General features: G+C 70.5%; 15 protein-coding genes. 6 read left to right on the forward strand and 9 right to left on the reverse strand.

Translation table 11 applies throughout. The features are described 5' to 3' along the window. Positions 1-87: 87 nt before the first annotated feature. Positions 88-945, forward strand: coding sequence for a hypothetical protein (locus tag OHA89_RS13125; RefSeq protein WP_266614971.1), 858 nt, complete (start codon positions 88-90; stop codon positions 943-945). Then, a complete protein-coding gene (locus OHA89_RS13130) occupies positions 942-2198 on the forward strand; it encodes a HAMP domain-containing sensor histidine kinase (RefSeq protein WP_266614972.1) in 1257 nt (418 codons plus the stop codon). Before OHA89_RS13125 ends, OHA89_RS13130 begins: the two co-directional genes overlap by 4 nt. A 35-nt stretch (positions 2199-2233) precedes the next feature. On the opposite strand, the gene OHA89_RS13135 is transcribed toward OHA89_RS13130, so the two are convergent. From OHA89_RS13135 to OHA89_RS13145, 3 genes are read right to left on the reverse strand one after another with little or no spacing between them, the layout of a single operon-like run. Continuing rightward, positions 2234-2503, reverse strand: a complete 270-nt coding sequence (locus OHA89_RS13135) for a hypothetical protein (RefSeq protein ID WP_257554193.1) — start codon at positions 2501-2503, stop codon at positions 2234-2236. Positions 2504-2513: 10 nt separating this feature from the next. Further along, on the reverse strand, positions 2514-3227 hold the full coding sequence (locus OHA89_RS13140) for a TetR/AcrR family transcriptional regulator (protein ID WP_266614973.1): 714 nt from the start codon (positions 3225-3227) through the stop codon (positions 2514-2516). Between the two features lie 26 nt (positions 3228-3253). Further along, positions 3254-4183, reverse strand: a complete 930-nt coding sequence (locus tag OHA89_RS13145) for a diiron oxygenase (RefSeq protein WP_266614974.1) — start codon at positions 4181-4183, stop codon at positions 3254-3256. A gap of 179 nt (positions 4184-4362) precedes the next feature. Between OHA89_RS13145 and OHA89_RS13150 the strand changes: the two genes are divergently transcribed. Beyond that, on the forward strand, positions 4363-5469 hold the full coding sequence (locus tag OHA89_RS13150; protein ID WP_266614975.1) for a ferritin-like domain-containing protein: 1107 nt from the start codon (positions 4363-4365) through the stop codon (positions 5467-5469). 68 nt (positions 5470-5537) lie between these two features. On the opposite strand, the gene OHA89_RS13155 is transcribed toward OHA89_RS13150, so the two are convergent. Together OHA89_RS13155 and OHA89_RS13160 are read right to left on the reverse strand one after the other, a co-directional pair. Continuing rightward, the gene (locus OHA89_RS13155) at positions 5538-6998 is read right to left on the reverse strand and encodes a penicillin-binding transpeptidase domain-containing protein (RefSeq protein WP_266614976.1); all 1461 of its coding nucleotides are present in this window, start codon (positions 6996-6998) and stop codon (positions 5538-5540) included. After that, positions 6995-8362: an FtsW/RodA/SpoVE family cell cycle protein gene (locus tag OHA89_RS13160; RefSeq protein WP_266614977.1), complete on the reverse strand. Its 1368-nt coding sequence runs from the start codon at positions 8360-8362 to the stop codon at positions 6995-6997. The genes OHA89_RS13155 and OHA89_RS13160 overlap by 4 nt, the downstream gene beginning before the upstream one ends. 95 nt (positions 8363-8457) lie before the next feature. Here OHA89_RS13160 and OHA89_RS13165 point away from each other — a divergent pair, with 95 nt between their 5' ends. Both OHA89_RS13165 and OHA89_RS13170 read left to right on the forward strand, forming a co-directional pair. After that, positions 8458-8865, forward strand: a complete 408-nt coding sequence (locus tag OHA89_RS13165) for a DUF6325 family protein (protein WP_215146847.1) — start codon at positions 8458-8460, stop codon at positions 8863-8865. After that, complete coding sequence (locus tag OHA89_RS13170; RefSeq protein ID WP_406366232.1) at positions 8865-9251, forward strand: SHOCT domain-containing protein; 387 nt, start codon at positions 8865-8867, stop codon at positions 9249-9251. The genes OHA89_RS13165 and OHA89_RS13170 overlap by 1 nt, the downstream gene beginning before the upstream one ends. Before the next feature lie 341 nt (positions 9252-9592). On the opposite strand, the gene OHA89_RS13175 is transcribed toward OHA89_RS13170, so the two are convergent. Genes OHA89_RS13175 through OHA89_RS13190 form a run of 4 tightly spaced genes read right to left on the reverse strand, consistent with a single transcriptional unit; the run spans position 9593 to position 11266 of the window. Continuing rightward, positions 9593-10042, reverse strand: coding sequence for a nuclear transport factor 2 family protein (locus OHA89_RS13175; protein WP_406366233.1), 450 nt, complete (start codon positions 10040-10042; stop codon positions 9593-9595). Positions 10043-10081: 39 nt separating this feature from the next. Next, entirely contained in the window at positions 10082-10315 is a 234-nt protein-coding gene (locus OHA89_RS13180) for a hypothetical protein (RefSeq protein WP_406366234.1), read from the reverse strand. Next, positions 10308-10478, reverse strand: coding sequence for a hypothetical protein (locus OHA89_RS13185; protein ID WP_266614981.1), 171 nt, complete (start codon positions 10476-10478; stop codon positions 10308-10310). Before OHA89_RS13185 ends, OHA89_RS13180 begins: the two co-directional genes overlap by 8 nt. An 8-nt stretch (positions 10479-10486) precedes the next feature. Continuing rightward, the gene (locus tag OHA89_RS13190; RefSeq protein ID WP_266614982.1) at positions 10487-11266 is read right to left on the reverse strand and encodes a GntR family transcriptional regulator; all 780 of its coding nucleotides are present in this window, start codon (positions 11264-11266) and stop codon (positions 10487-10489) included. Positions 11267-11284: 18 nt separating this feature from the next. Here OHA89_RS13190 and OHA89_RS13195 point away from each other — a divergent pair, with 18 nt between their 5' ends. After that, on the forward strand, positions 11285-11752 hold the full coding sequence (locus OHA89_RS13195; protein WP_266614983.1) for an NUDIX hydrolase: 468 nt from the start codon (positions 11285-11287) through the stop codon (positions 11750-11752). The last annotated feature ends 486 nt before the right edge of the window (positions 11753-12238 follow it).

Consider the following 12238-nt stretch of genomic DNA (forward strand, 5'->3'; position numbering starts at 1 on the left):
TGCCGCAAGCGAAAAGGGCAAACCTCCGCATAAGGTTGACCGGACCCGAAGGTCATACCGCTGTGGACATGGAGGACGCTGGGGTCTGTGAAAACGTTTCCCTTCCGCTCGGCCGCCGCCTCCGTCCCGCAGGCGCTCGCACTGGTCGGTCTGCTCGCCCTGCTGCCCCTGCTGACGGGTTGCGGCGACGCCGGCGGGCTGGTCGGCGCGGGCTCGACACCGACCGCGAGCGGGCCCGTACATCTGTGGCCCGACCGCCAGGGTGCCGTCGTACCGCCGGCCGATCCGGGTGGCGCCCCGCCCGAGTACGTCCGGGGGATCCCGCCCGTCCAGGACCAGGACGTGCACGCCGTGGACCCGGTGGCCCTCGTCCAGGCGGAGCTGCGGGCCCATCCGAAGACCGACGTCGGCCCGGACGGGATGCCCGCAGAGACCGCTGCCGCGATCAGGGACTGCGGCAAGGACGGCGTGGAGCCCGAGGAGTGCCCGGTGCTGACGCCGTACTACCGGGACCTCACGGGGAACAGCAAGGACGAGCTGATCGTCGGCATCGAGTACCCGGACAAGATGATGTCGGTACGGGTGTACACGACGGACGCCGACGGCCGGCTCAACCGGATCATGGCGACGACGCAGACCGTCATCAACGTGGACCTGGCCGGGCGGGACGTGATCCTGCGGGTGCCCAGCGGGAACAACGGCTACGAGCTGATCACCGCCTGGTCCTGGGACGAGAAGCAGCTGACCATGCTGCCGACGCGCGAGCAGATCGTACGGGTGCCGGGCAATCCGCAGGGCCCGGCGAGTCCCGGCACGGGCCCGGGCTCCGGCTCGGGTTCCGGCCCCGGTTCCGGTCCCGGTTCCGGCGCCGGGAACGGGAACGGGTCAGGCACCGGCCCCCGGTCGAAGGCCTCCGGCGCGCCCGCCGGACCAGGCACGCCGTGAGACCCCGGCTGCCCGCCTGGACCGCCACGCTGACCTGGAAGTCCGCGTGTTTCATCGTGGTGATGTGCTGCTCGCTGGCGGCCGCGCTGGGGGCGCTCGTCCATGTGGAGGTGACCCGTCAGACCGTGGCCACGGCGCGCGAGAAGGCGCTCGCCAAGCTGAACGACGCCTCCCGCGCGTACGAGGCCGGCGAGGCCCTGCCGCCCGATTCGGCCCTGGATCCCGTGGGCCTGCCGCCGCGGCTGCGGGCGCTGGCCCTCAGCGGGCACCGCGGGACGGTGGTGGACGACTACCGGGACCGCCCCACGATGTGGGCGGCGGCTCCGGCGGACGGGCGGGCGCTGGCCACCGCCATCGACTACGGGCAGAGCGCGCGCACCATCAGCGGGCTGGACAACGCGATCATCGGGTCGTCGGTCCTGGCGATCGGCGGGACGCTGCTGGTCGGCGCCTTCGCCGTGACACGGGTGACGCGCCGGCTGCACCAGACGGCGACGGTGGCGCGCCGGATCACGCAGGGGGATCTCGACGCGCGGGTGGGCGACCCGCGGACGAAGGACCCCTCGCGGCACCAGGACGAGGTGGCGACGGTGGCCGGGGCGCTGGACACGATGGCGGGGAGCCTGCAGGCGAAGCTGGAGAGCGAGCGGCGGTTCACGGCGGACGTGGCGCACGAGCTGCGCACACCGCTGACCGGCTTGCATGCGGCGTCGGAACTGCTGCCGGAGGGGCGGCCGACGGAGCTGGTGCGGGAGCGCGTACGGACGATGCGGCAGCTGACGGAGGACCTGCTGGAGATCTCGCGGCTGGACTCGGGCAGCGAGGTGGTCGAGACCGATCTGCACCAGCTGGGGCGGCTGGCGGGACGGGTGGTGAGGGCGTCCGGGACGCAGACGCAGGTCGTCGTCGTCCGGGACGCGCACGTGGAGACGGACCGGCGGCGCCTCGAGCGGGTGCTGGGCAATCTGGTGGCCAACGCGCACAAGCACGGCCGGGCGCCGGTGGTGCTGACGGTGGACGGGCCGGTGGTGACGGTACGGGACCACGGCGACGGCTTTCCCGACTACCTGCGGGCGCACGGTCCGCAGCGGTTCCGCAGCGGGGGCAAGGGGCACGGGCTGGGGCTGACGATCGCGGTCGGGCAGGCGGCGGCGATCGGGGCGCGGCTGGAGTTCCGCGCCGCGGAGGGGGGCGGGGCGGAGGCGGTGCTGACGCTGCCGGGGCCCGTCCCGGCGCCTCCGGCGGAGACCTGACGGCACCCCCGGAGGCGCGGCCGAGCCCCCGGCCGTCAGGGGCGCGGGGCCTTGGTCCAGGGCCAGCGGGGCTTCGGCTTCTGGCCCTCCGGGCGGAAGGCGTACTTCCAGCCCTTCTGGAGCCCCAGGCGCTTGGAGTAGCCCGACGGGACGCGTTCGTAGAGGAGCACCGTCGCCGGGCCCCCGTCCGGCGCCGGGACCGGGATCTCGTACCACTTCGGGGGATGACCGGTGGGGCCGAGGAGGATCGGGAGGACCCGGCCGTCCATCGGGCCGCCCTCGAAGGGGGTCGGTTGGCTTCTCACCCCACCAGTGTCACAGGAGGTGGGCGGCCTCGGAGACCACCGGGATCACCCGGCGGGCCAGAACCCCGACCGGGCCGTCCGCCGATTCCAGTGCGAGGGCGGCGCGGGCGGCGGCCGCCGTTTCCGGGTCCGTGGCGGCGGTGGCCGTGAGCAGCGCGATGAACTGGTCCACCAGCCAGTCGCGCAGGGAGCCGACCTCCGGCTGCTTGCCCTCGTCGATCCAGATGAGGGAGGCCGCCTCGACCGCCGTGATCCACGTACGGACCATCATGCGCAGGCGGGGGCCGGGGGCGGGGACCCCCAGGTGGAAGAGGATCTGCTCGGCGGCGGACCGGCGGATGCCGTCGACCGTCGCCGTCGTGCGGGAGGTCTCCACGACGCTGCCGCCCTGGAGGAGCGCCGAGAATCCGGCGTCGTGTTCGTCGACGAAGGCCAGGTACCGGTCGAGGGCCCGGCTGAGGCGCTGGGTCAGGGGGCCCTGCTGCGGTTCCGCGAAGCACAGTTCGAGGAGGTCGGACGCCGAGCGCAGGGCGGCCTCGTACAACTGCTGCTTGCCGCCCGGGAAGTAGCGGTAGACGAGCGGGCGCGAAACCCCGGCCGCCTCGGCCACGTCGTCGAGCGAGACCTCCTCCGGCGCCCGGTGCGCGAACAGCGACAGGGCGGCGTCGAGGAGTTGGGCTCGCCGCTCCTCGACGCTCAGCCTGCGGTAGGCGCGTACGGTCATGCCCGCAGAGTAGACGACACCCACCTCTACGCGAGGAGGCCCGAGCTCTTCCACAGCTTGCGGCCGACCCCGCGCATCACGCCGATGTCGTCGAGGAAATCGGTGAGCCGCTTGGCGCCGGTCTGCATGACCTCGCGGCGGTGGCCGCTCGCCTTGACCTGGGCCACGGCTTCGCGGCGGTCGAGGCCGATGTTCTCGTAGACGGCCGGGTTCACGAAGGCGAGGGAGAAGACCCGGGCGGCCTCGCCGCAGCTGATGCGGGTGAGTTCCTGCTCCCAGCGCGGGGCCGTCAGCATCTGGCGGCGCAGTTCCTCCCGGGCGTACCGGACGTGCCGGGCCTCCTCGATGACGTGGATCCGGGTGACCCCGCGGACGAGGGGCTGGACGCGCTCGTCCGGGAAGGTCAGGCGCTGCATCCAGTCGAGGATCTCCTCGCCGAGGAGGGTGCACGCGAAGGAGCCGGGGGTGGTCGAGACCGTCTTGAGGACACGGGCGAGGTTGTGGTTGACGCGGGAGACCGGGTAGGCGGGGGCGCCGCCCTTCTGGATCATGCGGGCGAACATCATCGAGTGGCGGCACTCGTCGGCGATCTCGGTGAGCGCGTAGCGCACGTGGTTGCTGGTCAGGGACTTGTCGTAGATGTGCCGGACCAGGAGCTGCATGAGGATGATCTCGAACCAGATGCCCAGCGAGCCGAGCGCCGCGGCCTCGTGGCGGGAGAGGTCGATGCGCTGCTCCTCCCCCATCTTCTTCCAGATCGGGGTGTCGTAGAGGGAGAGCAGCTCCGGGGGCCAGTAGTACTTGCCCTCGATCACCGGGGCGTCCCAGTCGAGTTCCTTGTCGGGGTCGAAGGAGTGCTTGGCGGAGGATTCGAGCAGCCGTTCGGCGATCTGCTCGCGGTCCTTGAGCAGGCCGAGGGCGTCCCTCAGCTCGGCTCGATCGGTCACGGTCGTCATGGCTTCGGACACCTCGTCGTCGAGTTACCGGCGGTCACTGCTTATGAGACTGCCTGTCAGCAAGGTCGTCAATCCCTCGCGCACGACTTGTTGACCGCGCGTCTACCAACGTGTGACGCTGCCAACTGTCCAGTCCCGCACGGCAGTACGTGACGACGTGATGAGGCGAGGAGGCGTCAGTGTCGACGCACGAGCTCTACACCAAGGACCCGGGCGAGGGCGTCTGGCAGGTTCCCGCCTCCGGATCGGCCCGCTTCAGCTGGGAGTACGACGGGGGCCGCGAGCGGCTCCTCGCCCTCTACCAGAAGGGCAAGGACAAGCAGTGGGACGGTGCCAAGCGCATCGACTGGGACATCGAGGTGGACCCGTACGATCCGCTGGGCACCCCGGACGAGGTGCTGACCCTGTACGGGACGCGGCACTGGGCCAAGCTCACCGAGCAGGACAAGGGCGAGCTGCGCCGGCACTACGCCTCCTGGCAGTTCAGCCAGTTCCTGCACGGCGAGCAGGGCGCGATGGTGTGCGCGGCGCGCATCGTGGAGTCGGTGCCGGACCTGGACGCGAAGTTCTACTCCGCCACCCAGACCATGGACGAGGCCCGGCACGCCGAGATCTTCGGGCGCTTCCTGCACGAGAAGGTCGGGATGCTGTACCCGATCAACGACAGCCTCCAGGGGCTGCTGGGCGACACCCTGCGCGACTCCCGCTGGGACATGCCGTACCTGGGCATGCAGGTGCTCATCGAGGGGCTGGCGCTGGCCGCCTTCGGGATGATCCGCGACACGACCGACAAGCCGCTGCCGAAGCAGATCCTGGCGTACGTAATGCAGGACGAGGCCCGGCACGTGGCCTTCGGGCGGATGGCGCTGCGCGACTACTACAAGCAGTTGACGGACGCCGAGCTGCGCGAGCGCGAGGAGTTCGTGATCGAGGGCTGCTACCTGATGCGGGACCGGCTGCGCGGGGTGGAGGTGCTGGAGAACTTCGGCATCCCGCGGAAGGAGGCGGAACAGTTCAGCGAGCAGTCGGAGTTCCTGGCCCTGTTCCGCAAGCTGCTGTTCAGCCGGATCGTGCCCTGCGTGAAGGACATCGGGCTGTGGGGCGAGCGGCTGCAGAAGGCGTACCTGGAGATGGGCGTCTTCGAGATGGGCGATTCCAACCTGGACCTGCTGATGCGGCAGGACGAGGAGATCGCCGAGACCCTCGACCGCGAACGGTTCGCGGCGGAGGAATCGGAGCGCGTGGCGGAGGTGGAGGCAGCCATCGCGGACGGAGCCGCGAGCTAGCGGCAAAGCGGCAACGCGGCAGCCGGCCGGGCGCCCCCCGCATGCCCCGCGCAGCTCCCAGCGTCGATCTATCGAGCGGCCAGCGCCGCCTCCATCACCGCTCGCGCGATCGGGGCGGCGGCCAGGTTCCCGCTGATGTCCCCGCGGTCCGCCGCCGCGTCCTCGACCACCACCGCGACCGCGACCGCCGGCAGCGGCGCACCCTCGGCCTTGGCCCAGGAGATGAACCACGCGTACGGGGTCCCCGCGTTGCCGACCCCGTGCTGCGCTGTGCCGGTCTTGCCGCCGACCACCGCGCCCGGGATCGCCGCGTTCTTCCCCGTCCCGTTCTCCACCACCTTCACCATCAGCTCCTGCATCCTCAGGGCGGTGGCCGGATTCATGGCGCGGCCCAGGCTGCGCTGGTCCCCGCGCCGCACCGGGGATCCGTCGTCCTGCGTGGTCCGCTCCACCAGGTAGGGGGACTTGAGCTCACCGCCGTTGGCGACCGCGGCCGCCACCATCGCCATCTGCAGCGGCGTGGCCCGGGTGTTGAACTGCCCGATCGAGGACAGGGCCAGCTGGTCCTGGCTCATGTCGGTGTCGAAGTTCGACCGCGACACCCACGAGGGCACCCGCGGCCCGTCGCGGTTGAACCCGAACCGCTCCGCCGCCTCCACCATGCCGCGCAGCCCGACCCGCACCCCGATCTTCGCCATCACCGTGTTGCAGGACCACTGCACCGCCTCCGCCATCGAAGCGTCCTGGCAGCCGGTGCCCGCGTTCGGCAGCAGGGTGCTGGTGCCGGGCAGCGGGTAGGGGTCGGGGGTCTCGGTGGGCGCGTCCGCATCGGTGACCACGCCCGCGTCGAGTGCGGCCGCCGCCGTCACGATCTTGAAGGTGGAACCGGGCGGATAGGTCTCGCGCAGCGCCCGGTTGAGCATCGGCCGGGCGGGGTCCGCGTTCAGCCGCGCCCACTCCTCCTTGACCCGGGTGCCCGTACCCGAGAGCACCGACGGGTCGTACGAAGGGCTGCTGACCAGCGCGAGGATCTTCCCGGTGGCCGGTTCTACGGCCGCCACCGCGCCCCGTTTGCCGGCGAGCCCGGCGTACGCGGCCAGCTGCACGCCGGCCCGGACGGTGGTGGCCGCGTTCCCGCCGGCCGGGCGGCCGCGCGTCAGGTCGTACCAGAGCGGGAAGGCCGAGAGCCCGGGGTCCGTGCCCGCGAGGATCCCGTCCTCGGCGCGCTCGACGAAGCTGGTCCCGTACGTCTGGGAGGAGAAGCCGGTGACGGGCGCGTACAGCGGGCCGTTCTTGTACGTCCGCTCGTAGCGCAGCAGTTGGCCGCTGTCCCGGGAGCCGGTGACGGGACGCCCGTCGACCAGGATGTCCCCGCGGGGTTCGGCGTAGCGCGCGATGGCGGGACGTTTGTTGGCCGGGTTCGCGCCGTAGGCGGCGGACTTCCAGACCTGCACGCGGGCGATGTTGACCAGCAGGGCGACGAGCAGCAGGGCGCAGAAGTACGCGCACCAGCGGATGTAGCGGATCACTCGGGGGGCTCCTGCGGTGCGGGCCTGCGGGCGCTGTCGCTGAGCCGGACCAGCAGGGCGACGATGATCCAGTTGGTGACGACGGAGGAGCCACCCTGGGCCAGAAAGGGCATGGCCATGCCCGTCAGCGGGATCAGCCCGGTGACGCCGCCCGCGATGACGAACACCTGGAGCGCGACGATCGAGGCGAGGCCGGTGGCGAGCAGGCGGCCGAAGGGGTCGCGCAGGGCGAGCCCGGCCCGGAAGCCGCGGGCAACGAGGAGCCCGTAGAGGAGCAGGATCGCGGCGAGGCCGACGAGGCCGAGCTCCTCGCCGGCGGTGGCGAGGATGAAGTCCGACTTGGCGGCGAAGCCGATGAGGAAGGACTGGCCGTGGCCGAGCCCGGCGCCGAGCAGGCCGCCGGCGCCGAAGGCGAAGAGGGACTGGGCGAGCTGGCCGGGGCCCTCGCCGCGCTCGATGGAGGCGAACGGATTCATCCAGTCGTCCACGCGGCTGTGCACGTGCGGTTCGAAGGTCCCGACGGCGTAGGCACCGACAGCCGCGAGCAGCAGGCCGATCGCGATCCAGCCGATCCGTCCGGTGGCCGTGAACAGCATGATCACGAACAGTCCGAAGAACAGCAGCGAGGTCCCGAGGTCCCGCTCCAGGACCAGCACGCCGACGCTCAGCAGCCAGATCGCGAGGATCGGGCCGAGGACCCGGCCGGGCAGGAGGCGCAGCTTCCAGAAGAGCCTGCGGCCGGTGAGGGCCAGGGCGGTGCGGTTCGCGGCGAGGTAGGCGGCGAAGAAGACGGCGAGCAGGATCTTGGCGAACTCCCCCGGCTGGAAGGAGAGTCCGGCGAACCGGATCCAGATGTGGGCGCCGTTGACCGCCGGGAAGAACACGGGGACGAGCATCAGCACGAGGGCGACGGTGACGGAGAGGTAGGCGTAGCGCTGGAGCACCCGGTGGTCGCGCAGGACCAGGACGACGAGGACGAAGAGCGCCACACCGAGGGCGGACCACAGGAGCTGGTCCCCGGCGGTGAGGTGGCCGGGGGTGGTCGCGTCGAGGCGCTGGATGAGGACGAGGCCGAGTCCGTTGAGCAGGACGGCGATCGGGAGCACGAGGGGGTCTGCGTACGGGGCCCGGAGGCGGACGGCGACGTGCGCGAGCAGGGCGGCGGCGGCGAGGCCGGCGGCGTACTGGGCGGCGGGGCGGGGGACGCGGCCGGTGGTGGTGAGGCCGACGTAGAGGTGGCCGAGTACGGAGATCAGGACGGCGCCTGCGAGGAGCGTCAGCTCGACGCCGCGGCGCTTGGGGGCGCGGGCGTCGGGAGGTGGGGGCGGGGCGGGCTCCGCCACCTGTGCCGTCAGAGCGGTCATAGGCGAAACGTAGCAAGCAGACGGATGGTATGTCCGTTTATGTCATAGTGTGCCGAAGAGTCGTCATAAACGGTCGGAATCAGGAGCCGAGCCCTATGGGACCTGTGGAATTCATCGTCCTGGCCTTCCCGGAGGAGCAACTGCGGGTGCCGGCGGTCGAGGCGGTGATGGGGCTTCGGAAGACCGGGGTGGTCCGGCTGATCGACGGGCTCGTGGCGACGAGAACGGCGTCGGGGGATGTCCTCGCGGCGGAGTTCGACGAGTTCGTGGAGCTACGGGGCCTGCTGACGGGCCGGGACGTGGCACGGCTGATCGGGCCGGAGGACGTACAGGAGGCGGCGGAGCTGCTGGAGCGCGGGAGCTGCGCGCTGCTGCTGCTGGTCGAGCACGTGTGGGCCGAGGACGCGGCGATCGCCGTACGGGCGGCGGGCGGGCGGATCGTGGGCTCGGTCCGCATCCCGGTGGACCGGGTCCCGGCGGACACCCGGACGGGGGTGGCGTGATGTTCATCCGTCCGGTGGCAGTAACGGTCAGGTCGGCGAACCGCCCGCCGGGCCGCCCGCTGCTGCGGGGCCTGCTGGCACGGGCGGCGGGCGCGGTGACGGAGGGCGCGGCGGAGCCACAGCCCCGGGGCCTGCTGGGGCGGGCGGTGAGGGCGGCGGAGGACACGGGAGCGGTGGAGTGGGAGCCGGAAGGGGAACGGGAGCCGGAGTCGGAGTCGGAGCCCTGGCCACCGGACCCGGACGCCCCGGAGGAACCCTCGCCGACCACCCCCGCTCCCCCGACGGGCCTGGTATCGGAACTCACCCAACTGGCGGCCCTGACCCGCGAGGGCCTGCTCACCCCGGAGGAATTCACGACGGCCAAGGCGCGGCTGCTGGGGGCGTGAGGCGGGGCTTCGGGGGTCGGGGTCCGGGTTGCTCGGGATCAGAGAGGGTTTGGGGGTTTCCCGTCAGTCCCACTGTCTCTCCGGGTCGGGCCGGCCTGTAAAGGGCGCTCCTCCTTCGTCGTCGCGTCGCTTCGCGATGGCCTTCGGCCACCCTTGACACACCGTCCCGCCCCGGAAAGACAGGACTGTCGGGAAGCCCCCAAAAGAACGGTCCACCGGTTCACGATTCAGACCGGGGGACATCAGGGACCGAATGCTTGGCTGTCGTGGGCGGGCATGCGCCCGGGCCGATCGGGAGGGGATCCGGGGTCGGTGGGCGCATCAGATCGCTACACACTTGCTCATTGTCTGGCGGCTGCGGGCCGTCTGGGGCTGGGAACAGACCGGGAGCCGGTCGTCCTACTCAGCGTCCTGTACTGCCAGCTGCTCACGGACTTGAGGGGTGTCCTCGTAGACGCGCCACTCGGCGACCTCGCCGTTTCGGATCCTGGCGGTCCAGAGGGCCGGTCCGGCGAGGCTCGGTTCCGCACACACCGCGTGGCCGACGACCGTGACGACGCCCTCCCTCGCGTGAGTGAATCGAAGACGTTCCGGTAGTCGGGGAACGACTCGAAGAAGCCGCGCCAGGCATCGAGGCACTCTCGTTTCCCCGAGACGACACCTCCTTCCGAGTCGATGAAGGTGTGGTCATCCGACATCAAGCGGGCGAGACCCTCGATGTCCCGGCCGTTGATGCAGTCGTTGAACCGGACGACGAGCGCGGTGGGATCCGCGCTTCCTTCACCTGTCACACGCGCAAGCTATGCCCACCTGCGCCGAACAGGGCATCGCTACGCGCCCTTGACGTCTTGGCGTTCGGCGGGCTCGATATTGCCGGCGGCAGTGGTGAACTCGCGGCCGGACGCGCCTCGGATATAGGCCAGCTCGATCCAGTGTTCACGGGCGTCGGAGTCGGAGACGTTCTCGTTGACCACGGCCATCAGCTCGCCCTCGGCGCCGGAGGCGATATCGCGCACGTGCCGGTGCAGAAGTCGGTGCGGCACGTATTCGTACCGCTCACTCATCGGATGCTCCGTCAAAGGTGCCGAGGAAGCGCTGCCAGCCGACCAGCGCTCGATCGAGCAGGTCTGCACCGGGTCCGACCACCACAGCCACCCTCACGAAGGGGGGCTCCTCGGTTTCGATGCTGAGTACATCGCGGGCGCAGGGGATGTCGGAGGCCGCCATGCAGACCGTCAGTCGGTCGCCGGCATCCGGTACTCGAAGACGAACTGATCGGCGGCCATGAGGGTGTCGCAGACCTCCACCACCCGACCCTCGTCCGTGACGGCGTTCCTCACCAGATGGACCACCGGCGCGCCCGGGCTCAGCGCCAGCTCCGATGCCTCGGCTTTGGCTGCGAGCCGCGCCTGCAACGTCTCCACGAACTCGGTGAAGACGTGACCGTGTTCCTCCAAGCGGGCGTAGATGCCGCCGCCGCCAGGATTCTCGGCGAAGAGTTCCGGGATGTCGCGAACCACGTCCCACGGCAGGTACGACGTCGCAGACTCCACGGGAACGCCGTTACGGAAGTACAGACGCCGACGGGCAAGCACTTGGGTCCCCGTATCCACGCCCAGCCGCTGAGCGATTCCATCTGGGGCGGCCATCGGTCCGATGGAGATGACACTGACCTTCGCGGTGGCTCCGGACTGCTCGGATTCGGCAAGATATGCGGCCTTGCCGCCCTGCCGAAGCGACCGGCGGAAGCGGTCCGAAGACCGGTGACGCACTGGGGGACGGGCCTTCACGTACGAACCCTTGCCGTGCCTCGTGTCCACGAGGCCGCTGGCGCGGATCTCCAGCATGGCTTTGCGAACGGTCCCGCCCGAGACGCCGTAGCGCTCGACCATCTCGGACTCGCTCGGGACCTGATCGCCCGGTTTCAGGGAGCCTGCGCGAATCTGCTGGACGATGTCCTCGGCGATCTGCAAGTACCGCGGTACGGCCTTGCCCCCTCCTACAGCTACTCCCATAGTCCTTCGCTTCCTCCTATGCTCATGTACATGAGTAACAGTGCCCAGTCGGACAGGTCAACGCCACGCCACTCCGTATCGGTAGCCGGAGCAGTGGTGCGGGATGACGGCCGACTACTGGCAATCCGCCGGGCGGACAACGGGACGTGGGAGCTGCCGGGCGGCGTCCTGGAGCTGGAGGAGACCCCGGAAGACGGGCTGCGCCGCGAAGTCCTGGAGGAAACCGGGATCCACGTCGAAGTGGACCGGCTCACCGGCGTGTACAAGAACATCGTGGTGGGAGTGGTGGCCCTGGTGTTCCGCTGCAAGCCCTCCGGGGGTACCGAACGCGTCTCCGGGGAGACCACGGCAATCCAGTGGCTCACGCCCGAAGAGGTGTCCGAGCGGATGTCCGAGGCATACGCGATCCGACTGCTGGACGCACTCGATGCGGACACTCCTCACGTGCGCAGCCATGACGGACGGCGGCTCCTCAAGGTCCGGTGACCTTCATGAAGGCCGTCCCCCTGGGGCAATCCGAGAGCGGGCCCATCGGGAGGGGATCCGGGGTCGGTGGGCCGTCAGATCGCTACGGGCGCCTCCATCACTGCGAGTGCAGGTCGGTTGTCCCTATTTGGCGGCGAGTTCAGGACTAATCGATCTCTTCCCGGAGTGTGAGACCGAAACATCCGGCACCACACTCCGTCAGAGCGCTTTCTCCGCCCTCTACGGCCCGCAGACGCCTGCTGAGAGCACCAAGTGACGGTCTGGGGCGGCTTATGCCCAGCCCCAGACGGCCCGCAGCCGCCAAGCAATGAGCAAGTGTGTAGCGATCTGACGCGCCCACCGACCCCGGATCCCCTCCCGGCGGGCCCGCGCTCAGACCCTGCCCCTGGCAACCAGGGAGCCGGTCCCTGATGCCCCTTGCTCATTCATGGAACCAGTGGACCGTTCTTTTGGGGGCTTCCCGACAGTCCTGTCTTTCCGGGGCGG

Origin of the sequence: Streptomyces sp. NBC_01546 (assembly GCF_045208355.1) — a bacterium.
Classification (GTDB): domain Bacteria; phylum Actinomycetota; class Actinomycetes; order Streptomycetales; family Streptomycetaceae; genus Streptomyces.